Below are 20,746 nucleotides of genomic sequence, written 5' to 3' on the forward strand. Positions count from 1 at the left end.
AACCCTACAGCTTAACCAGCTTGGCGGCCTGAATATCGGGGAGGGCCAGGAGTTCCTTCTTCTGTTCCTCGGGGAGGGGGGCATCCAGGCCCAGGACCATTAGGGCCTTGCCCCGGGGCTGGAGGCGGAAGAGTTGCATGGAGTGGATGTTGATGTCAGCCCTGCCGATGATGTTACCCACCGCCCCGATTAGCCCTGGGCGGTCCAGGTGGTCGCAGAAGAGAAAATAGCCCCCCGTGGGCACTATATCCAGCCAGAACTCGTTCACCCTCACTATGTGGGACTCCCCCCGGATAACCGTCCCGGCCACAAGGGTCTTCCCAGCGCTGGTGGTGACCTGGACGGTGAGGAGGCTGGGGTAAGGCTCCTCGGCCCCCCCTTTTTCCTCAATTATCCTCAGGCCCCGCTTCCTGGCCACCATGTCGGCGTTGACGATATTCACCCTCTCCTCGCTCACCCTCTCCAGGAGGCCCCCCAGGGCGGCGGTCCTGAGTGGGGATGGGTCATAGTTGGCTACCTCCCCCTGATATCTGAGATGGAGGGCTTCCATGTGCCCCTCGCTAAGCTGAAAAGCCAGCCGACCCACCGCCTGGGACAGTGGGACAAAGGGGCCCAGCACCGGTATCAGGTCAACGGGGATGAAGGGGGCATTCACCGCATAGCGGGCAGGCCGGCCCTGGAGCACGGCCACCACCTGCTCCGCTATATCCACGGAGACGGTTGTCTGGGCCTCCTCGGTGGAGGCAGCGATGTGAGGGGTGACGATGACCTTATCGCTCTTGAGAAGGATGTTGCCCTGGGCGGGCTCCACGGTAAAGACATCTATTGCTGCCCCGGCTACCCGCCCCTCCTCCAGGGCCTGGTAGAGGGCCGCCTCATCTATCAGCCCACCCCTGGCGGTATTGATGATGCGCACCTGGGGCTTCATCATGGACATCTCTCGGGCCCCGATGACGCCCCGGGTCTCCTCGGTAAGGGGCAGGTGCAGGCTGATGAAATCGGCGGTCCTGAGGAGTTCCTCCAGCGGGACCAGCTTCACCTGGAGACGGCGGGCATATTCCTCCGAGACGTAGGGGTCATAGCCAATAACATTCATTTCCAGCCCTATGCCCCTGCGGGTCACGGCTGAGCCCACATTGCCCAGGCCCATAATCCCCAGCGTCTTCCCCCTAACCTCCACCCCCATAAAATGGGACCTCTTCCACACCCCTTCTCGGAGAAGGGCGTGGGCCTGGGGGATGTGGCGGCAGAGGGCCAGCATCAGGGCGATGGTATGCTCAGCGGCAGCGATGGTATTGGCGGTGGCAGCGTTGACCACCACGATTCCCCTTCTGGTGGCCTCTTCAACATCAATATTGTCCACCCCCACCCCCGCCCGCCCGATGACCTGGAGCTTCTTTCCAGCCCTGATGACCTGGCCATCCACCCTGGTCTGGCTCCTCACTATCAGGCCCTCAAAGTCAGGGATGTGCTCCACCAGCTCTTTGTTGGAGAGTCCCATGTGGGAGTCCACATCGGCATGGGCCCCGAGGAGCTGGAGCCCTTCCTCGGCGAGGGTTTCGGTGACCAGAACTCTCGGCTTCATCCTGCCCTGACATACCCGGCCCGGGCCAGGGCCTTCTCCACCCCCTTCATCACCACCTCCCCATCCTTTTCATCCACCCAGCCCAGGTGTCCAATGCGGAAGGTCTTCCCCTCCAGAATCCCCTGGCCCCCAGCCAGTGTGATCCCTTCCTCCTCCCGGAGGTATTTCAGCATCCCCTTTACCTCCACCCCCTCGGGGGCCCGGATGCAGGTGACGGTGTTGGAGGCAAATTTTTCATCAGGGAAGAGCTTAAGGCCGAGACTCTTTACCCGCCCTCTCACCAAATCCGCCACCCGCCGGTGGCGGGCAATGATGTTGGCCTGTCCCTCCCGGGCCATCATCTCCAGGGCAGTATCCAGGCCGTAGAAAATGGAGATGGCCGGGGTCCAGGGGGTCTGGCCCTTCTCCAGAAAGCGCCTGGCCCTGGAGAGGTCCCAGTAGTAGCGGGGCATCCGGGCCTGGGTATGGTATTGCCAGGCCCGGGGGCTTACTGCTATCATCGCCAGCCCGGGGGGCACCATCCAGCCCTTCTGCGAGCCGGTGACCAGCACATCCACCCCCCACTCATCCATGGGGAGCTCCACGGATCCCAGGCTGGATACAGCATCCACTATCAAGAGACGGTCAGAGGCCCTCACCACCTGGGCCAGCCCCCGCAGGGGATTGGTGAGGCCGGTGGAGGTCTCATTGTGGACAACAACAACCGCCTTGATTTCCCTGTCCTTCTCCAGGGCCGCCTTGAGGGCCTGGGGCTGGGCGGCCTCCCCCCAGGGGAACTCCAGCCGGGTAACCTGGGCACCAAAAGCCTCGGCGATGCCGGCAAAGCGCTCCCCGAAATAGCCGTTGGTGATGACCAGCACCTTGTCCCCGGGGGAGAGGTGGTTCACCACCGCCGCCTCCATACCCCCCGTCCCCGAACCGGTCAGTACATAGAGGTCGTTCTTGGTATTGAAAAACTCCTTGAGCCGGGTGGTGACCCTCTCCATGAGGGCCTGGAACTGGGGCCCCCGGTGGTTGATCATGGGCTGGGCCACCGCCTGGAGGACCGCCTCCGGGCAGGGCGTAGGCCCAGGGATACGAAGCTGTTTCATCTTGCCTCCACTCCTATTTTCGGTTGAGACATTATAAGATTCCTGGGCTGGAAAACGCCAGGGGTCAGTCCTGCGGGAAGCGGAGGCGTACGAAGCGCCTCTTGCCCACCCGCAGGACGCTCCCCTCGTGATAGGGCCAGCTGTCCTGGGTGACCCTCTGGCCATCCAGTTCCACCGCCCCCTGGGTGATAAGCCTCTTGGCCTCGCTCCGGCTGGGGGCGAGGCCTGCCTGGACAATCAGGGAGACCGTGCCCAAAGGGACGTTCTCCCTGGGGAGGACGAACTCCGATATCTCCTCGGGGAGTTCCCGGCGCTGGAAGACCCGTTCAAACGCCGTCTCGGCCTCGCCGCCGGCCTCAGGGCTGTGAAACCGGGCCACGATTTCCCGGGCCAGGCGCTTCTTGAGCGCCATGGGGTTCACCCCACCCGATTCCATCCCTATCTTGAACTCCCCCATCTCCTCATCGGGGACATCGGTGAGGAGCTCAAGATAGTTGACAATCAGTGGGTCGGGGATGGACATGACCTTGCCGAACATCTCCTGGGGGGATTCGTCCAGCGCGATATAGTTGCCCAGGCTCTTGGACATCTTCTTCAGGCCGTCGGTGCCCACCAGGAGGGGGACCAGGAAGACCTGCTGGGGACGCTGGCCCAGCGTTGCCTGAAGCTCCCTGCCCACCAAACAGTTGAACTTCTGGTCCACCCCACCCAGCTCCACATCGGCCTCTATCTTTACCGAGTCATAGGCCTGTAGGAGAGGATAGAGGAGCTCGGTGAGAGAAACGGGCCGGCCAGTCTGGAGGCGGTTGTCGAAGTCCTCCCTGGCCAGCATCTGGGCCACGGTAAAGTGGCTGGTGAGGGCGATGACATCCCTCAGGGCGAAGGACTCATACCACTCGCTCTGCCAGCGCACCTCGGTCCTGTCCTTGTCCACCACCTTGAAGAACTGTTTCAGATAGGTCTGGGCGTTGGCTGCCACCTCATCGCGGGAGAGCATGGGGCGTGTCTGGGACACGCCGCTGGGGTCACCTATCTGAGCAGTCCAGTCCCCCACGATGAGGATGACCCGGTGGCCCAGTTCCTGAAACTGACGGAGCTTCCTCAGCCCCACCACATGTCCCAGATGGATATCAGGACGGCTGGGGTCAAAGCCCTGTTTCAGCCGCAGAGGACGGCCCTGCCCCAGAAGAGCCACCAGCTCTTCCTCCACGATTATCTCCGCCACCCCCCGCTTGAGGAGCTTGCCGTATCCTGGCCTCATACCTTCAGCAACTCACGCGCCCGCTGGACATCCTGGGCTATCTGCGCCTGGAGCTCCCCCGGGCCCCTGAAACGCCTCTCTTCCCGAAGCTTTTCCACCAGCTCTATTGAAAGCTCCTTCCCATAGAGGTCCCTATCGAAGTCCAGGATATAGACCTCCACCACCCTTTCGCCCCCACCAAAGGTGGGCCTCACCCCGATATTGGCCAGCGAGGGGCGGGCTTTCCCGCCCAGGTGGGCCAGGCCGGCATAGACACCGTCGGCGGGGAGGGCCTGCTCGGGAGCGACCCTCAGGTTGGCGGTGGGGAAGCCCAGGCCCCGCCCCACCCCGCTCCCAACCACCACCAGGCCAGAAAGGGCATAGGGTCGGCCCAGGAATTCCCGCACCCTCCTCATATCACCCACCTCCAGGGCCTGGCGGATAAAGGTGCTGGAGACCACCCGCCCGTCCAGGACAAAGGGGAAGACCACCTCCAGTTCAAAACCCATCTCCACCGAAAGGGCCTTCAGGGCCTTCCCACCGCCCTCCCTGTCCCGCCCCAGGGCAAAATCCGGTCCCACCACCAGCCCCCTCATCCTGAGGTAGCGGATGAGGAGTTCCAGAAACCCCCGGGCCGAAATCCCCGCCACTTCCCTGGTGAAGGGAATGGTTACTATCACGGGTATCCCCAGGGCCCTGAGCAGCTTCCTCCTCGCCTTGAGAGGGGCAAGATAGGAGATGGGGGTTCCCGGGGAGAGGACCCGGAGGGGATGGTGGCGGAAGGTTAGCACCCCGGGGAGGGCGTTTCTTTCTTCCGCCTTCTCCTTTAGCCGGCGGAGGAGGTGCTGGTGGCCCAGATGCACCCCGTCAAAGACACCTACCGTAAGGAAAGTGTCCCCAGGGGAAGACCTTTTTTGTAGCTCTTGTTCCAGTCCCATATGGAGGTTCTGCCCGATGTTATCATGGGGCACCTAGGCCGTCAAGTTGGAAAGGCTAGGGGGGAACTATTGGGGGAGGGGTGTAGCTACCTTCCTTCCCACCGCCGCCGCCACGGCCATCAGCCGGGCCATGAGGGTCTGGAAATTCTCAAAGTTAAGGGACTGGGCGCCATCTTTGAGGGCCAGCTGGGGGTTGGGATGGACCTCAATGAGGAGGCCATCCGCCCCTGCCACCACCGCCGCCAGGGCCAGGGGTGTTACCAGGTCCCACTTGCCGGTGCCGTGGCTGGGGTCGGCGATGATGGGGAGATGGCTTTCTTTCTTAACGATAGGGATAGCACTGATGTCCATGGTATTGCGAGTATAGGTCTCGAAGGTCCGGATGCCCCGCTCGCAGAGCATGAGCTGGCGGTTGCCCTGGGAAAGGACATACTCCGCTGCCAGGAGCCACTCCTGGATGGTGGCCGACATCCCCCTCTTGAGGAGCACTGGCTTTTTCACCTTGCCCACCTCATCCAGGAGGCTGAAGTTCTGCATGTTCCGGGTGCCTATCTGGAGGATATCAGCATAGCGGGCCACCACCTCCACATGATGGGGGGCCATGACCTCGGTTATCAGGGGCAGCCCCGTCTTCTTCCGCGCCAGGGCCAGGATTTTGAGTCCCTCCTCCCCCAGGCCACGGAAATTATAGGGGGAGGTGCTGGGCTTATAGGCCCCACCCCTAAGGATGGTGGCCCCGGCGGCCTTCACCGCCTGGGCGGTGGCCATTACCTGCTCCTCCGACTCCACAGCACAGGGGCCGGCCATAACTACCAGCTCCCCCCCACCAATGGTGACCGGGCCCACCCTTATAACCGTAGCCTCCTGCTGGAATTCCCGAGAGCTCAACTTATAGGGTTTGCTTATGGGCACTACCTCGGCCACCCCCGGCATCCGCTCCACGGCCTCCCGCAGGATGGGCTTGGTGGCCACGTCTCCCAGCACCCCGATAATGGTCCGCTCCACGCCCCGGGAGAGGTGAGGCTTCATCCCAGCCTCCTCCACCCGGGCCACGACAGCGGCTATCTCTTTCTCCCCCGCATCCCGTTTCATCACCACAATCACTTCTTCGCCCCTTCACCGGCTGGCGGCCTGAGGGCCTGGGCCTCCTTGAGATAGACATGGGCCATCTCCTCCGCCCGCTTACTGGTATTGGCCAAGAGGAGCACCCTCAGACATCGCGGCAGGGCCCCCGGCACCTCCATCTCCTGCCCGCAGAGGAGGGGCACGTCATTCCACCCCAGCTCCCGTGCCCCTGCCGCCGGGAACTCTGCGTTGAGGTCCGCGGTGGTGGTGAAGATAGCACAGGCCATGTCCTTTACCTCCAGCCCGTTGGCCTTCATCATCGCCCGCAGGAGCTCCCGGGTGGCCCCCAGGATGGCCTCCCTGGTGTTGGCCTCCACGCTAATGGCCCCCCTTACCCCACGACACAGCATCTTAATCTTGAGACATTAGCCTATATCCTCCGCACTGTCAAGTCGCCTAGATAGGCGGTTTGGGCATGATTTACCCCCGCGAGCCGGAAATGAGTGCCTTCACAGCAGTCCAACCCGTCCTGCTACGTCTTACCTGGGAAGCCGCAAGACTACTTCTGCTGCTCTGGAAGAAGCAACCAAGAACGCTCTCAATCGTTATAATCTCTGGCGTTATAATCTCTGGATATTTCGTGTACAATTCTGATGAGGGGTGTGAAATGAAGAAAGTTTTGCTCTTCGGGTTACTCGTTGCCATTGCGGGGCTTGGAGGCTGCGCTCAGCCGGCCTCCGGCGAGGTGTTGCGGTCGGACAAGCCGCGGGTCACCGCGCCAGCGGCAGACCAAGCGGGCCTGTCTGCCCTGGTCGATGGCAATAGCTCCTTTGCCTTTGACCTGTACCAGGCGCTGAGGAAGGCTGAAGGCAATCTATTCTGTTCTCCTTACAGTATCTCGCAGGCCCTGGCAATGACCTACGGCGGGGCGCGAGGCCAAACGGAGAAACAGATGGCTGACACGCTTCACTTCACACTGCCCCAGGCCCGTCTCCATGTTGCGCTAAATGCCCTTGACCTTGAGCTGGCCAGGCGCGGTCAGGGGGCAAAAGGTAAGGATGGGGAAGGGTTCCGGCTGCGTATCGTCAACGCCATCTGGGGCCAGAAGGACTACAGGTTCCTTCAGCAGTACCTTGACCTTCTTGCCGAGAACTACGGGGCAGGGCTCAGGACTCTGGACTTTGTGAGAGCGCCGGAGCCGTCCCGCAACACCATCAACGGGTGGGTCAGCGACCAGACGGAAGGCCGTATCAAGGACCTCATTCCGCAGGGGGCCATTAACGATTTGACCCGGCTCGTCCTCACCAACGCTATCTACTTCAATGCGGCGTGGCAGTCGCCCTTCCCCAAAGAGGCCACCTCTAACGGCGACTTCCAAACGTTGAACGGGAGCAGGGTTAGTGTGCCCCTGATGAGGCAGACCGGGCCATACGGCTATGCGGAAGGCGACGGCTATCAGGCAGTGGAATTGCCCTACGATGGCAGTGAGCTATCGATGGTTATCTTCCTCCCCAGGCAGGGGCAGTTTGCCCCGTTTGAGGCATCGTTGACCAGCGAAAAGGCAAAAGGCATCCTCAATAGTATTAAGAGCCGGCAGGTCAAGCTGGCGATGCCGAAGTTTGAGTTCGACTCTTCCTTCAGCTTGAAACAGGTCCTGGCTGCCATGGGTATGCCTATTCCTTTCACCACTGACGCCGATTTTTCCGGTATGACGGGCAACAGGGAGCTGTTCATCCACGCGATACTGCATAAGGCCTTCGTTGCGGTGGACGAAGCTGGCACCGAAGCCGCCGCCGCTACGGCCGTGATTGTGGGGGTTGTGTCTGTCCCGGAGTCTCCGGTTGAGGTGACCATCGACCGGCCCTTCATCTTCCTGATTCGGGATATCAACACCGGGGCAATCCTGTTCCTGGGGCGTGTGGTAAACCCCGCCGGGTAGGCTACATGTCCTACGATAACTCTACTTCCGGCTAACGGCGCGCTTTATGGCATCGGCGATGGCCTGGGGGGTGAGGCAGCATTTCTCCAGGAGCTCCTCGGCCTGGCCAGATTCGGCATAGTCCTTTAGGGCCACCATCTCCAGGGGAGCGGGGTGATTCCGGCCCAGCACCTGGGCCACCCGGCTTCCCAGCCCCCCGTGGGCCAGGTGCTCCTCGGCGGTGACCACCGCCCCCGTCTCCCTGGCCGCCTGGATAATCGCTTCCTCATCCAGGGGCTGGAGGGTGGCCATGTTGAGGACCCTTGCCGAGAGGCCTTCTTCCGCAAGCTCCTCCGCCGCCTGAAGGGCCCGGGCCACCATCAGGCCGCAGGCTATGATAGTGGCATCGCGGCCTTCCCTGAGCAGCTCGGCCCGGCCGGTGGCGAAGACGTAGCCAGCGGGGTGGAGAACTGGAGTCTTGGGGCGGGCAAGGCGGATATAGAAGGGCCCGGGGGTGCGGGCGGCGGCCCTTACCGCCTGGACCGTCTCGGGGGCATCGGCGGGGACGATGACGGTGAATCCGGGGAGGGAGCACATCAGGGCCAGGTCCTCTATGGCCTGGTGGGAGATGCCGTCCTCGCCCACGGAGATGCCCGCATGGGTGGCCACTACTTTCACGTTGAGGTGGGGCATGGCGATGTTGACCCTCATCTGGTCAAAGGCCCTGGCGGTGGCGAAGGTGGCGAAGGTGCTGGCAAACGCTGTCCGGCCGGCGGCGGCCAGACCGGCGGCAATGCCCATCAGGTTCTGCTCGGCCAGGCCGCAGTCAAAAAAGCGGGAGGGGAACTCCCGGGCAAAGTATTTCGTCATGGTGGAGGTGGAGAGGTCGGCGTCCAGGACCACCAGTTCGGGGAGCTCCTTCCCCAGCTCCACCAGGGCCTTTCCGTAGGCCTCCCGGGTGGAGGCCTCGGGGAAGGGCCTCACGCCAGCTCCTTCAGGGCCTGCTCCAGCTCGGCGGGGGCGGGGGGCTTGCCGTGGAATTCAGGGTTGTTCTCCATAAAGGAGACCCCCTTGCCCTTCACAGTCCTGGCGATGATGACGGTGGGGCGGCCCCGGGTGCTCCTGGCCACCTCCAGGGCGTGAAAGAGCTGGGGGAAGCTGTGGCCGTCTATCTCCAGGGCCTGCCAGCCGAAGGCCTGCCACTTCTCCTTCAGGGGGTCAAGGGCGATGATGTCCTCGGTGAAGCCGCTGAGCTGGATGCGGTTGCGGTCCACGATGGCGGTGAGGTTATCCAGCTTGTGGTGGTGGGCGAAGAGGGCGGCCTCCCATACCTGTCCCTCCTGGCACTCCCCGTCTCCCAGGAGGACATAGACCCGGTAGGGCCTCCCGTCCAGCCGGCCGGCCAGGGCCTGGCCGATGCCGAAGGAGAGCCCCAGGCCCTCGGAGCCTGAGTTCATCTCCACCCCAGGGGTGCAGGTCATATCGGTGTGGCCCTGGAGGCGGCTCCCCATCTTTCTCAGGGTAAGAAGCTCTTCTACGGGGAAGAAACCCCTTTCCGCCAGGGTGGCGTAGAGGGCGGGGGCGGCGTGGCCCTTGGAGAGGATGAAGCGGTCCCTATCGGGGTAGCAGGGGTCCTGGGGGTCAACCCTCATCACTCCCAAAAAAAGGGCGGTGAGGATTTCCACGCAGGAGAGGGAGCCCCCGGGGTGGCCGCTCCCAGCCTGGCCGACCATGGTGACTATATGGCGGCGAAGCCTCTTGGCCATGGCTTCCATCTCCTGAAGTGAGCGAGGCTGGCTGGCCGGTGCCCGGGGGTCCTGTTGAGACATTCTCTGCCAGATTATAGCACCGGGGAAGCCTTCGGTCTATCTGGTTCCATTCGCCTCCGAACCGGTCTCCATGATTGCTTGCACGTGATGAAGCCTATCTTCTACAATATTCAAGATGGAAGTATCCCGGCGCGAGTTTGTTGAACGGATGATTTCCCTTGGATTCAGCGCGGCAACCGCCGGCCTCCTGTATTCTTTGCTGCGCTGCAGCCCAACGGATGTGCCTTTGGCTACACCCACACCAGCACCCACACCACTGCCACCGCCAGCTGTTGCGCCTGCTCCCACCCCTGGCGGCACCTATTTGGCCGTAGCTCGAGGCAAGAGTCCAACCGCCATGGTCCAGGCAGCCATCAAGGCCCTCGGCGGCATCGAGCGTTTCGTCAGGCCGGGAAACGACGTCATCATAAAGCCAAACATCTGTGTTGCCTATCATTCCTACGAGTATGCGGCCACTACCAACCCCGAGGTAGTCGGTACTGTCGTAGGGCTTTGCCTGGGTGCCGGGGCCAGGCGGGTGCGCGTGCTGGACCAGCCTCTTGGCGGAACAACACAGCAAGCGTACAACCGTAGCGGTATTGATGAGGCCGTGCGGGCAGCCAGCGGCCAGATGGAAGTAATGAGCAGCATGAAGTTTCGAGACGTATCCATCCCCCAGGGACGTGATATTACGAGATGGTCGGTTTACGGTGATGTGCTGGATGCCGATGTAATCATAAACATACCCATCGCCAAACAGCATAATCTCGCCCGATTGACTCTGGGTATGAAGAACCTCATGGGTATTATCAGGGACCGGAATCGATTCCACTCCAATCTGGGTCAGCGTGTTGCTGACCTTAACAGCCTGGTGCGGCCGGGTCTGACGGTGGTGGATGCCGTGCGCATCCTCGTAAACCACGGCCCCACCGGCGGCAGTCTGGATGATGTGAAACTCACCAATACTATCATCGCCAGCCCCGATATTGTGGCGGCGGATGCCTATGCCGCTACCCTTTTCGGGCTGACCGGGGCTGATATCCCCACCGTTCGAGCCGGGGCGGAGATGGGACTGGGGACAATGGACTTGAAGACCATAAAGACAGAGGAAATAGAGGTCTAACCTGCGACGGAACCTGAAGACGTCAGCAGAAGCAAGAAGGCGCGAGCGCGGAAAATGGCACCGGCTGCGCCAGGCAACCCAGATAATGGCGTTGCTCCTGTTCCTCTATCTGCTTTTTGAAACCCGGCAGCAACTCAACACCATAATCCCCCACGACCTTTTCTTCCGCCTCAACCCCTTGGCGGCAATCTCGGCCATGCTGGCCAGCCGGAGCTGGATGTTGCCCATGGCCCTGGCCGGCATCACCTTGCTGCTGACGATTGCGGTAGGTCGCGCCTGGTGCGGCTGGCTCTGCCCCCTCGGCACACTGCTGGACTGGATACCATCGCGCCGCCCCAACCGAAAAGGGCTGGACATCTCCACCTACTGGCGGCAGGGCAAGAATATTGTCCTCTTCACCATTCTTTTGGCCGCTGCCGCGGGCAACCTGACGCTTCTTTTCCTCGACCCGATAACTATTCTCTTCCGCACCATTGCCTCAACGGCTGCCCCCATAGCTAACTGGGCAGTAACCTCAGCCCAGGAATGGCTTTATCAGCTTGCGGCGCTTCGTCCCGCTCTGGAATGGTCTGATAGATTGATACGAGGCGCACTGCTCAGCGACCAGCCTTTTTATCTGCCGGGCCTGCTAATCGCCCTGCTATTCGCTGGTGTCTTGGCGTTGAATGCCATTCGGCCCCGCTTCTGGTGCCGCTATCTCTGCCCCCTGGGTGCGCTATTGGGGCTGGTATCCAGGATTGGCCTGGTGCGGCAGAGGGTAAACCAGGAGCAGTGTACTAAGTGTTTCCGCTGCGCTGTTGAGTGCCACACGGCTGCCATCAAGCCCGAGCGCAGGTTTGTTGCCGATACCGCCGAGTGCACCACCTGTCTGGACTGCATGGAGATTTGCCCGGCGAAAGCTATCTCCTTTGGTGGTCAACGGGCTCCATCATTGCTTCCGCGCTACGAACCATCGCGGCGGCAGTTCCTGGTCTCCCTGGGTGCTGCCGCCGCAGGGACGGCGCTCTTGCGGATACCATCTGCTCTCGGCGGTGCGCACGCATCGCTTGTCAGGCCGCCAGGCGCAAACGAGGACCAGTTGGCGAGCAAATGCATCCGCTGTGGCGAATGTGCCAGGGTCTGCCCAACTGGGGTGATACAGCCAAGCGTTGCTGACTGGGAGGGGGTGTGGACGCCGAGGATGGTTACCCGCCTGGGCTACTGTGACTACTCCTGCAATGCCTGCGGGCAGGTGTGCCCCACCGGGGCCATCGCCAAGCTGGCACTGGCCGATAAACAGCGGGCGGTCATTGGCATAGCCGTAGTTGATGAAAAGCGCTGTATTCCTTTCGCCGAGGGCCGTGAATGTATCGTCTGTGAAGAGGTGTGCCCCATACCGGAAAAGGCCATTAAACTTGAGGAGAAAGCGGCCTCGGATTCCCTTGGCCGGGCGGTTTTGGTGCGCCAGCCCAGAGTAGTAACAGATTTATGCACAGGCTGCGGCATCTGTGACTACCAGTGTCCGGTCAGCGGCAAGTCCGCTATCCCCATATATCCAACAGGTGAGAGTGGCGTTGGCTATTCAGCGACATTGACAGCTAGTGAGAAGGGAGTCAAACATAGGCCCAGCGGCTGATACGGAGAATGGCAGTTGAGACCTTGCGCGGACCGGTAGGATGCTGAAGAACCTGCTGTTCTACACGATTGCAGGCAGTGTGATTGCCCTCATAGCGCAAGCTGCTGGAGCAAACCTCTCCGTAACACTGCTTTCGTCCCTTATAGGCCCTCCGTTTCTTCTGCTGGTTCTCGCGCTCCTCCGCTACAAGAGAATACTCTAACGGATTGCCCCGCGGCTGGAAGATTGCGGCCGGACCGCTTGACGGTGAGCCCGCTGGGGCCTATCATAGGATTGTATGTTCAACAACAGCTTCCGAGTCCTGGGGGTCGTCTTCCTGTCCGTAATGCTCCTTCTCTTCCTGGGCGCAGCATACCTCGACACCATACAGAAGGGCCAAGCTGCCATCGGGCCGCTCGTCTTTGTGGGCACACTTCTCTTCGTTCCCGGGCTCCTGCTTCTACTTCTCTGGCGCTCTTAACAAAGACGAACTCGCTCCCGTTGGGGCCGCGTTTGGCCCCTGAAACTCTTGAGGGAAGCTGATGACTCGATGGTTTTTCCGAGCCTTTGACGCTCTGAAAGGACCGAGAGCATTAGAAATCCCCTGGCGCATCCTCACCAGGGCCAGCCGGCTCACTCCAACCGAGACCGATGCCGCTTCAACTGTGTTCGGCAGTGGTGCCATCCGGTTGGACGCCGTGCGAGTCGCTGATGGTGGCCTTCTGCGTCTGCTGTTCGTATGCAAGAGGATAAGACCCTTCACCACCTTCCACACCATAAACCTCCGGAGTTCCGGGGAGCATTCAAGGTCGAACCTGGACATCGTCGTCCACGAGATAACGCACGTTTACCAGTTTGAGGTTGCGGGCAGCATCTATATCTGGGAGGCAATTCGTGCCCAGCGCACCAACGGCTACGTATACGGGGGGTGGCAGCAGCTGCAGGTGGACCGGGGCAACGGAAGACATTTTCGGGACTATAATCGGGAGCAGCAGGGGCAGATTGCACAGGACTACTATGCCGAGGTTGTCAAAAAGGGGCGCTCGCCCCAGGACCCAGTATGCCAGGCATATGAGCCTTTCATTACGGAACTGAGGAACGGAGACCTCTGATACCGTGCCGGCTCCAGATCTAGGATACCCCAGGACAACATGAAGGCAATAATACTGGCCTCGGCATCCCCAAGAAGAAAGGAATTGCTGGAGCAAATCGGCCTGAGCTTCAGGGTCGAACCCAGCAACTATCAGGAGAACATACGCTTTGATTTGGAACCGCATGACCTGGCAAGAGCGCTATCCCTGGAAAAGGCCAGGCTGGTTGCCCGAAACCACAGGAATGCCCTGGTCATTGCGGCGGATACTTTTATTGTCTTTGAAGGTAAGATACTGGGCAAGCCGCGCACTGAAACCGAGGCCAAAAAAATGCTGGAAACAATGAGTGGGAAGCCCCATTCGGTTATTACCGGTTTCACTATTATAGATGCCGATAGCAACAAGACAGTATCAAGGTCGGTAGAGACAAGGGTCCACCTCAGAGAACTGAGCTCAAATGAGATTGATGCCTATGTCAGGTCGAAAGAGCCGCTAGATAAGGCTGGCGCCTATGCCATTCAAGGACTGGGCTCGGTTATCGTAGAAAGAATTGAAGGCGATTATTTCAATGTAATGGGGCTTCCCTTGAGCGCCCTGGCAGAGAGTTTGAAAGAGTTCGGCGTCCACGTACTGTAGCAATCACGAGCCTGCGGCTCTGAGGGCAGCCTCTTCGCCGGCGACGTAGCCCGTGGAAAAGGCGGCCTGAAGGTTGTAGCCGCCGGTGTCGCCGTCCAGGTCCATCACCTCCCCGCAAAAATACAGTCCCTCGACCAGGCGTGAGGCCATGGTGCGGGGGTTGATTTCCCTGAGGGAGACACCGCCTGCGGTGACCATGGCGGAGGCCATAGGCAGCGGGCCCTTGATATTGAACCGGAGGGACTTGAGCAGAAGTAACAGCCGTTCCCGTTCATCGGCGCTTATCTGATTGCCGGGCCTATCAGGCGGGATGGCGGTCATGTGGACAAAGGGCTCTACCAGTTTGCGCGGTAGCAGTCCCCTAAGGATGTGCCCATAGCTCCTCTTACCGTAGCGGTCGAAGTCCCCTTGAAGCCGCTGGCGCAGCTGCTTTTCGTCAAGGGCTGGTTTTAGGTCGATGGATACACTGACCGGGCCCTTCTCCAGGGCATCCACTATCGCCAAGCTCATCAGCAGTGTTATTGGCCCACCAATGCCGAAGTGGGTTATCATCATCTCCCCCATGCGGCTCTGGATGATGGGCCAGGGTGATTGTCTGCCGCTTGTGCCGCGCCCCCGGTCGTTAGTCAGTGTCAGAGAGGGATTGATCTCCTCAGCGGGGCACTGATAGGCGGTCAGGCGCACATTGCGCAGACTGACGCCCTGCATGCTCTTAGCCCACTGGACTTCATGGACGACCAGGGGAACCAAAGCCGGGCGCAATTTAGTGATGGTGTGGCCGAGGGCGGCGGCTAGCCGATAGCCATCGCCGGTGGAGCCAGTTTCGGGGTAGGAGGCACCGCCAGTCGCTAGAACTACTGCCGTTGCCGGGAGCGTCCCCTCCTCTGTCTGTACACCAACAACTCCGCCACTGTCAACCTGTATCCCAGTCACCCTGGTATCGGTGCGCAACTGGACACCGTAGTCAGCCATGTACTGCCTGAAGGCTTTGACCACATCGCGGGCATCATCAGAGGCAGGGAACACCCGCCCACCCCGCTCACCCTTGGTTTCCACGCCATAGCGCCTCAAAAAGGCGAGCAAATCATCGCGAAAGAAGCAGTGGAAGGCGCTATAGAGAAAACGGCCGTTGGGGCCGTACATGGCGATAAAGTCATCCAGCTCTTTGGCGTTGGTCAGGTTGCAGCGTGTCTTCCCACTTATAGCGATTTTGCTACCAGGGCATGTGGTCTTCTCCAGCAGGATGACGTTGGCACCCAGCTCTGCAGCTCTGCCGGCGGCCATCATACCACCTGCCCCGGCGCCGACTACGATGACAGGCTTGGTGGTCACAGAATACCCTTGTAGTTGACTTCTCCCTTATCTAAGGGGCGGGGGAAAAGGGTGGCCTTCTCGTTCAAAATCAGGGAGGTAGTTTTCGGCTGCCCCCATTTCCTGTACCCAGCCGTTTTCAAGTCCTAAGCTATCAAGGAGCTGGATGACCCTTTCATACTCAGCCACGGAAATTGTCCGGGAAAGCAACGGTATTCGTGGCGCGCGGTGCAATGGTAGATACTGGGACATCATGCTGACCGTCACCGTTGGAGAAAGCTCGCGGGCCAGCCAGTCCAGCGATTCCTCACTCCCCGCCAGGCCGTTGGGCAGAATAAGATGGCGCACAATGAGTCCCTTTCTCGCCAGGCCAGATTCGTCCACCGCCAGGTCCCCAACTTGCCTGTACATCTCCCTGATGGCCCGACGGGCCCGCGCCACATAGTCCGGCGCAGACGAGAACTTTTCGGCCCAATCATCGGAGGCATATCTCAGGTCCGGCAGATAGATACTTATTATGCCGTCCAGCTCTCTTAGAGAAGCAACGGAATCATACCCGTTAGTGTTGTAGACCAGTGGAACGCGGAGCCCCATGGGCACCGCATCCAGGACTGCCCGAACAAGCTGGGGCACAAAATGAGCCGGTGAAACGAAGTTAATATTGTGGCAGCCCAGCTCATCCTGGAGATAGAGCATCCTTTCAGCCAGGGCGTGGCAGTCAATCCCCTTTGACTCTTGCGCTTTCCAGTTCTGACTTATCTGGTAGTTCTGGCAATAGACGCATCTCATATTACAGTTGCCAAAGAATATTGTTCCTGACCCTCTGGTCCCCGAAATAGCCGGTTCCTCTCCCTGATGACGGCACACCGCCGAGACTATCGGGAGACGGCCAGAATGGCAGAAGCCCAGTTCAGCTTCTAGCCGGTTTACCCTGCATTCCCTGGGGCAGATATCACAGGAGGCTAACCGGGCTTCAAGGGCACGGGCACGGCGCTCCAATTCACCAGAGTGGTATAAGGCAATGTATCCTGATTCCACAGATACCACAGGCATCGTTAGAGAACGCTGCATGACGAAGAGCTATCTTTCCTCAATAGTGATTGTCTCTATATGAACATCCACCGTGGGGGAGGAGACCTCGCCACCGGGACTGGCCGTGACCGGCACATTCCCTATCTTCAGCGCGACGTCAAAGCCGCCAGTCACCTGGCCAAAGATGGTGTAGTTCTTGGGCAGCCTGGCCCGGAGGTCGGCGAGGGTGATGAAGAACTGGCTTCCATTGGTATTGGGGCCAGCATTGGCCATGGCCAGGATACCCGCAACATAGTCCCGGGTTACTTTTTCATCGGCAAAGTCGTATCCCGGTCCCCCCCTCCCGCTGGCCGTTGGGTCGCCGCTCTGGATGACAAAACCCTTCACCACCCGGTGGAACTTCACCCCGTCATAGAAGCCCTGGCGGGCCAGGAAAACGAAGCTGTTTACCGCCAGGGGGGCATCTTTGGGAAAGAGCCCCACTACGATATCGCCGAAGTTGGTCCTGATGGTCGCCACGTATTGCCGGCCCGGGTCGATGGTAACCGGAGGCGGGCTGAGCCATTGAAGGACCTTTCCTTCCCCCGTGGGGGAAGGGGTCGGCCTTGGGGTTGCCGCCGCCCCGGTTCTTTCAGGGGGTGTAGGGCTCTGCGTTGGACTCATCTTAGAATTTGACCTACAAGCCGAGAATGGGAGTACCGCCGCGACCAAGAACGCGAGAAGAAATGATTGCTGGGCTTTCTTCATCGTCCCTCCAGGAGTCCAGCAGTGGATACATCACTGCCAGTTTACCACATCGTGGAGGGAGGTGGGAAGCTGCCGTTCTACCTGAATGCTGCCAAGGCCATTGTGAGAACGGTGGTGGAGGCGGTCTGCGCTGCGGCGCTGCCCCTGCCTCCGCAGCCGGGCCCCCACCAGGCAAGCACCCCGGGGACGCCGGCCACACCATGGTCGGGCTAACGGCTATCCTACTATGAGGTAGGCGATGGTGCCGTTGCCAGTGGTCCTCGAGCTGCGGAAGGACAGGATGATATAGACCAGGTTATAGATTTCAGAGCCGTTATCCAGTACCACCACAGCCGAAGAATCGTCCGGCTGAATAAGACTGGACACGTCAAAGTCATCAATGTCTACCCCGCTGAGGCTCGGGTTATCCAGCATGTTGGAATAGGAGTTGAAGGCGTTGTTCCAGGGGTTGACGGCGTCACTCAGATAGGAGCCGTTTAGCTTGATGGAGTCGCCGGCATAGAAGTTATCGCCCTCCCCAACGAAATAGGTCAGGTGGCTGCCCGTTGTATCGTTGGGAGCCAGGAAGTTGTTGATGGTGAAGGTCAGTTCGGTGTCCAGGGCGATATAGCGAAGGGTGTCAAAGAGATAAAGCTGATGCCCCGCCGTTTCCGGGCTGGAATAGACGATCACCAACGACCAGCCAGCCCAGGTCCACTGGTATCTGCTCGGATAGGACCCACTCACTTTGACCGCGGGGGTACCCAGGGGATACCCTGTGGTGTCGCCGGTGGGTAGCCCTGTCTGTGCGTCGTAGAGCGGGTATGAATTCGGCCCATTCTCCAGCCAGTGACCCAGGGTGAAACTTCCGCTCAAGGTGTTAGGGTCGAGGGCGGCGCGCACAATGCCGGTGGCGTCAAAAAAGCATGAATAGGTCAATGAGTTCGGCGCACCAGAGACGTTGGTTGGCGCCGCCTGCCACTCCTCAGCCACTACTGGAGTGCCATTGAAGATGACCCGGTTGACCTTGGCGTTCTGAATTGCCTCATAGCCTGTAGAGGGCACATTGATTTGAACATCGTCAACGTAGGCGTACTCATTGGACTCGCTGAAACCGTCCAGGTAGAATCTCATTCTGAATTGACTGGTGCGATACTGGCTTGGGACAGTGTAATTATAGTACACCGGTGTGGCACCACCAGAGAGGTCGTCGGCAAAGACGGTAACCAGGCTGCTCCAGGAACCGCCGCCATTCCCGCTGAGCTGGAATTGCAGGCGGTCAGCGGACTCCAGCTGGCTCCCATCGGTCTCCCAATACTTGAAGGTAAGTGTAACGCTTTCCGATGCATAGGAGCTCAAGTCCAGGTTGGAGCTCGTGGCCAGATATCTGCCGGGGCTGGACTTACCAAAGGCGAACCCACGAAAGCTCTTTGCTGAGCCTACCTCTGTATAGGCTATCTCTACAGGCAGCCAATCCAGCCTCACCTCCTCCGCCGTGCCCTGCGTATAGGCGTCTGCCCTCACCTTCAGGTTGGCGTCACTTAACTTGTCTGGCGTCCAACTCGTGGCGGAGGTAAAGTCAAACCAGTAGGTTATCTCGCCGCTTGTCAATGTCTGTGTTGCCTTGCTTGACCAGCTTGTACCGCCGTCCCATGACACGTCTACCCGTATCTGGTCATTGTACTCGGTACCGTTCCCGTATATGCGGAACATGTTATCCCTGCTGCTATCCATTGAGCCAGTGCTCCAATTTCCGCCGCCGTTGCTCCTGCCATACATGCCGTTGGCGTAGGTAGGGCTGGTGCCATCGTAGCGCCAGCGGGGACAGCTGGAACTGCCGCCCCCGGCAGCGCTGAGCACGAGGGCATAGGTGGTGCCCGCGCTGAGTGCGTAAGGCGTAAGGGAAATCGAACGCCATTCGTACGGCGACCCGGTTGGAAGAGTGCCACCGTTTGTAGTACCTGAAGTCAGGGCACTTCCTGTGGGGTAGGCGGGGTTGCCCGTCGTGTCGTATATTCCAGCCGTTATCGTGCCATTATAGCTCCCGGTCCTGTATAGCAACACCGACGCACTTGTGATGGTAAAGGGTGTGCTGGAGGAGAAAGTTTGGCCCATCGCATAGTTCGAATAGAAGCTGTCGCTTCCATCATCGCCCGTGTCGTACTGGATTGTCACCGGGGTTGTTGCGCCGGCAGTCAAGGCATCGTACCTCACTCTGACCTGGGTGATAGTCTTGCCGGCAAGGCTGAAGCCGTATGTCCCGTAAGTCGCATCTGCCGATGGAGTACCGCTCGTTACATACGCATATCCGCCCCCGTTCGAATAGGCGTTGAAACCATTGTTCCATCCGCCGTTGTCACTGGACGGGGAATTGGTGATTACACTGGGCGTTGCATAGATTTCCCAGGCGCTCCCGGCTGTCCAGCTATCGAAGGTGGAGCAGTCGTCCAACCATACTGTTTTCCAGGCCTCCTCGATCCACCCTGACCAGTAGAGCCAGGCGGCATCAATGAAAGCAGTATCTGGAATGTCAGCCGCATCCACGGTGCCGCTGCTCTCCTTGAAGAGCATGGCCCGGTAATACTGGCTATCGGTTGGCGTCATCAGGGTATTGCCGATGGACAGGTAGTCCCCGCCAATGGTAGAACCGAGTCTCCGCAGCTCACCCTTGGTGGTATAGGCTTCAACCTCAGTGCCGCCAGCGACAGACGCGATCTTGTAGACTGTGCTGCCGGCATCCCAGGTAAAGCTAACGCTGGGACTCCCGCCCTGGGTCAGGTCCAGGTTAGTGTCTATCCAGGCGATGGGCTCGGGGCTTCTGTTCGCTGGCCCGGTGAACTGGAAGGAAACGTTGCTCACCATAGGGTTGTCCCCGGGGTTGACGCCGGGGAAGGGGCTACCCCCATTCCCATCGAACGGGTAGGAGGTGAAAGTCCAGATGATGGCTTCACCACCCGCGTGGGGAATTATGCCCCGGCTACTGTAGTAGCCGTCAAGGTTGCTGGCGACGGCTTCGTCATAGTTAAAGCCGGGCGGCAGCCATACCCCGAAGGTGGATATCCGCAGGTCTTCGCCAGCTTCCGGGTAGTACTGTATCTTCGCGTTGAAGGTGGAGGGAGCGGGGATGCCCCCGGTCAAGATTACTTTCGGAGGCTTGGCTGGGGTTGGGGGGTTCGCTGGGATTCCCAGGATAATACGCTCTGCGTTCGCTGCGCTTGGTGGCGTCAGTCCCCGGGGTATCCAGGAGTTCTGGAGGGTAACGTTGACCTCAATTCCGTTCACCAGTTCAGGCAGCTGGTAACCCCAGCCAGTGGTGTAATCATAGGGGCTATAGCCGGGGAAATCCTGCTCCTTGTCGTACCTTATCTGCCAGACGCCGTCTTCTACGCCAGCGTCAGCAGCAGCCAGTTCCTCTGTATTCTGCCGGTATATCACACCGGTCTTAGCCCCGGTGGCCATGAATCCCAGCATCGGACTGACCAGCAGACTGGCCACCATGAGCAGGGCCAGGACCATCATGAAAACGTACCCTTTCTCATCTCTTATGCCCTGTTTTGCCGAAGCTTTGGGCAATATGCGCATCTCAGC

Annotated in this window: 20 protein-coding genes; 8 read left to right on the forward strand and 12 right to left on the reverse strand. The window is 60.0% G+C overall.

Annotated elements, in window-relative coordinates; all coding sequences use genetic code 11:
- Window positions 1–4: 4 nt before the first annotated feature.
- The 6 genes from serA to aroH form a co-directional block, all read right to left on the reverse strand.
- Window positions 5–1,585, reverse strand: coding sequence for a phosphoglycerate dehydrogenase (serA, locus tag KJ624_05240; GenBank protein MBU2009227.1), 1,581 nt, complete (start codon window positions 1,583–1,585; stop codon window positions 5–7).
- Complete coding sequence (locus KJ624_05245) at window positions 1,582–2,676, reverse strand: alanine--glyoxylate aminotransferase family protein (protein ID MBU2009228.1); 1,095 nt, start codon at window positions 2,674–2,676, stop codon at window positions 1,582–1,584. Before KJ624_05245 ends, serA begins: the two co-directional genes overlap by 4 nt.
- Window positions 2,677–2,740: 64 nt before the next feature.
- Window positions 2,741–3,937 (reverse strand): tyrosine--tRNA ligase, encoded by a 1,197-nt coding sequence (locus KJ624_05250; GenBank protein ID MBU2009229.1) that lies wholly within the window; start codon window positions 3,935–3,937, stop codon window positions 2,741–2,743.
- Window positions 3,934–4,887, reverse strand: coding sequence for a bifunctional riboflavin kinase/FAD synthetase (locus KJ624_05255; protein ID MBU2009230.1), 954 nt, complete (start codon window positions 4,885–4,887; stop codon window positions 3,934–3,936). The genes KJ624_05250 and KJ624_05255 overlap by 4 nt, the downstream gene beginning before the upstream one ends.
- A 33-nt stretch (window positions 4,888–4,920) precedes the next feature.
- Window positions 4,921–5,958 carry a 3-deoxy-7-phosphoheptulonate synthase gene (gene aroF / locus KJ624_05260; protein MBU2009231.1) on the reverse strand — a complete coding sequence of 346 codons (1,038 nt, stop codon included), beginning with the start codon at window positions 5,956–5,958 and terminating at the stop codon, window positions 4,921–4,923.
- Window positions 5,955–6,335, reverse strand: coding sequence for a chorismate mutase (gene aroH, locus KJ624_05265; GenBank protein MBU2009232.1), 381 nt, complete (start codon window positions 6,333–6,335; stop codon window positions 5,955–5,957). The genes aroF and aroH overlap by 4 nt, the downstream gene beginning before the upstream one ends.
- 251 nt (window positions 6,336–6,586) lie before the next feature.
- Here aroH and KJ624_05270 point away from each other — a divergent pair, with 251 nt between their 5' ends.
- Window positions 6,587–7,858, forward strand: a complete 1,272-nt coding sequence (locus tag KJ624_05270) for a serpin family protein (GenBank protein MBU2009233.1) — start codon at window positions 6,587–6,589, stop codon at window positions 7,856–7,858.
- Between the two features lie 21 nt (window positions 7,859–7,879).
- On the opposite strand, the gene KJ624_05275 is transcribed toward KJ624_05270, so the two are convergent.
- Together KJ624_05275 and KJ624_05280 are read right to left on the reverse strand one after the other, a co-directional pair.
- Window positions 7,880–8,821 (reverse strand): transketolase family protein, encoded by a 942-nt coding sequence (locus tag KJ624_05275; GenBank protein MBU2009234.1) that lies wholly within the window; start codon window positions 8,819–8,821, stop codon window positions 7,880–7,882.
- Complete coding sequence (locus tag KJ624_05280; GenBank protein ID MBU2009235.1) at window positions 8,818–9,666, reverse strand: transketolase; 849 nt, start codon at window positions 9,664–9,666, stop codon at window positions 8,818–8,820. Before KJ624_05280 ends, KJ624_05275 begins: the two co-directional genes overlap by 4 nt.
- A 337-nt stretch (window positions 9,667–10,003) precedes the next feature.
- Between KJ624_05280 and KJ624_05285 the strand changes: the two genes are divergently transcribed.
- From KJ624_05285 to maf, 6 genes are all read left to right on the forward strand, one after another.
- Window positions 10,004–10,768 (forward strand): DUF362 domain-containing protein, encoded by a 765-nt coding sequence (locus tag KJ624_05285; protein MBU2009236.1) that lies wholly within the window; start codon window positions 10,004–10,006, stop codon window positions 10,766–10,768.
- An 85-nt stretch (window positions 10,769–10,853) separates the two neighbouring features.
- A complete protein-coding gene (locus KJ624_05290; protein ID MBU2009237.1) occupies window positions 10,854–12,383 on the forward strand; it encodes a 4Fe-4S binding protein in 1,530 nt (509 codons plus the stop codon).
- Between the two features lie 40 nt (window positions 12,384–12,423).
- Complete coding sequence (locus KJ624_05295) at window positions 12,424–12,585, forward strand: hypothetical protein (protein ID MBU2009238.1); 162 nt, start codon at window positions 12,424–12,426, stop codon at window positions 12,583–12,585.
- Window positions 12,586–12,660: 75 nt separating this feature from the next.
- Window positions 12,661–12,843 carry a hypothetical protein gene (locus KJ624_05300; GenBank protein MBU2009239.1) on the forward strand — a complete coding sequence of 61 codons (183 nt, stop codon included), beginning with the start codon at window positions 12,661–12,663 and terminating at the stop codon, window positions 12,841–12,843.
- 61 nt (window positions 12,844–12,904) lie between these two features.
- The gene (locus tag KJ624_05305; GenBank protein MBU2009240.1) at window positions 12,905–13,474 is read left to right on the forward strand and encodes a hypothetical protein; all 570 of its coding nucleotides are present in this window, start codon (window positions 12,905–12,907) and stop codon (window positions 13,472–13,474) included.
- A gap of 39 nt (window positions 13,475–13,513) precedes the next feature.
- Window positions 13,514–14,089 carry a septum formation inhibitor Maf gene (maf, locus tag KJ624_05310; protein ID MBU2009241.1) on the forward strand — a complete coding sequence of 192 codons (576 nt, stop codon included), beginning with the start codon at window positions 13,514–13,516 and terminating at the stop codon, window positions 14,087–14,089.
- A gap of 3 nt (window positions 14,090–14,092) precedes the next feature.
- On the opposite strand, the gene KJ624_05315 is transcribed toward maf, so the two are convergent.
- Genes KJ624_05315 through KJ624_05325 form a run of 3 tightly spaced genes read right to left on the reverse strand, consistent with a single transcriptional unit; the run spans window position 14,093 to window position 17,095 of the window.
- Window positions 14,093–15,421: an NAD(P)/FAD-dependent oxidoreductase gene (locus KJ624_05315; GenBank protein MBU2009242.1), complete on the reverse strand. Its 1,329-nt coding sequence runs from the start codon at window positions 15,419–15,421 to the stop codon at window positions 14,093–14,095.
- A gap of 27 nt (window positions 15,422–15,448) precedes the next feature.
- The gene (locus KJ624_05320; protein MBU2009243.1) at window positions 15,449–16,453 is read right to left on the reverse strand and encodes a radical SAM protein; all 1,005 of its coding nucleotides are present in this window, start codon (window positions 16,451–16,453) and stop codon (window positions 15,449–15,451) included.
- A 27-nt stretch (window positions 16,454–16,480) separates the two neighbouring features.
- Window positions 16,481–17,095 (reverse strand): peptidylprolyl isomerase, encoded by a 615-nt coding sequence (locus tag KJ624_05325; GenBank protein ID MBU2009244.1) that lies wholly within the window; start codon window positions 17,093–17,095, stop codon window positions 16,481–16,483.
- A gap of 105 nt (window positions 17,096–17,200) precedes the next feature.
- Between KJ624_05325 and KJ624_05330 the strand changes: the two genes are divergently transcribed.
- A complete protein-coding gene (locus KJ624_05330) occupies window positions 17,201–17,392 on the forward strand; it encodes a hypothetical protein (protein MBU2009245.1) in 192 nt (63 codons plus the stop codon).
- A 3-nt stretch (window positions 17,393–17,395) separates the two neighbouring features.
- Here the strand turns inward: KJ624_05330 and KJ624_05335 are convergent, their stop codons facing one another.
- Entirely contained in the window at window positions 17,396–20,677 is a 3,282-nt protein-coding gene (locus KJ624_05335; protein MBU2009246.1) for a hypothetical protein, read from the reverse strand.
- Window positions 20,678–20,746 lie beyond the last annotated feature (69 nt).

The organism is Chloroflexota bacterium (assembly GCA_018825785.1).
In the GTDB taxonomy this organism is placed as follows: domain Bacteria; phylum Chloroflexota; class Dehalococcoidia; order JACVQG01; family JAHKAY01; genus JAHKAY01.

Bases quoted from the DNA above. Each gene is read 5' to 3' on its own strand.
- serA (MBU2009227.1), bottom strand. From the start codon at position 1,585: ATGAAGCCGAGAGTTCTGGTCACCGAAACCCTCGCCGAGGAAGGGCTC.
- KJ624_05245 (MBU2009228.1), bottom strand. From the start codon at position 2,676: ATGAAACAGCTTCGTATCCCTGGGCCTACGCCCTGCCCGGAGGCGGTC.
- KJ624_05250 (MBU2009229.1), bottom strand. From the start codon at position 3,937: ATGAGGCCAGGATACGGCAAGCTCCTCAAGCGGGGGGTGGCGGAGATA.
- KJ624_05270 (MBU2009233.1), top strand. From the start codon at position 6,587: ATGAAGAAAGTTTTGCTCTTCGGGTTACTCGTTGCCATTGCGGGGCTT.
- KJ624_05280 (MBU2009235.1), bottom strand. From the start codon at position 9,666: ATGTCTCAACAGGACCCCCGGGCACCGGCCAGCCAGCCTCGCTCACTT.
- KJ624_05285 (MBU2009236.1), top strand. From the start codon at position 10,004: ATGGTCCAGGCAGCCATCAAGGCCCTCGGCGGCATCGAGCGTTTCGTC.
- KJ624_05290 (MBU2009237.1), top strand. From the start codon at position 10,854: ATGGCGTTGCTCCTGTTCCTCTATCTGCTTTTTGAAACCCGGCAGCAA.
- KJ624_05295 (MBU2009238.1), top strand. From the start codon at position 12,424: ATGCTGAAGAACCTGCTGTTCTACACGATTGCAGGCAGTGTGATTGCC.
- KJ624_05300 (MBU2009239.1), top strand. From the start codon at position 12,661: ATGTTCAACAACAGCTTCCGAGTCCTGGGGGTCGTCTTCCTGTCCGTA.
- KJ624_05305 (MBU2009240.1), top strand. From the start codon at position 12,905: ATGACTCGATGGTTTTTCCGAGCCTTTGACGCTCTGAAAGGACCGAGA.
- maf (MBU2009241.1), top strand. From the start codon at position 13,514: ATGAAGGCAATAATACTGGCCTCGGCATCCCCAAGAAGAAAGGAATTG.
- KJ624_05320 (MBU2009243.1), bottom strand. From the start codon at position 16,453: ATGCCTGTGGTATCTGTGGAATCAGGATACATTGCCTTATACCACTCT.
- KJ624_05325 (MBU2009244.1), bottom strand. From the start codon at position 17,095: ATGAGTCCAACGCAGAGCCCTACACCCCCTGAAAGAACCGGGGCGGCG.
- KJ624_05335 (MBU2009246.1), bottom strand. From the start codon at position 20,677: ATGATGGTCCTGGCCCTGCTCATGGTGGCCAGTCTGCTGGTCAGTCCG.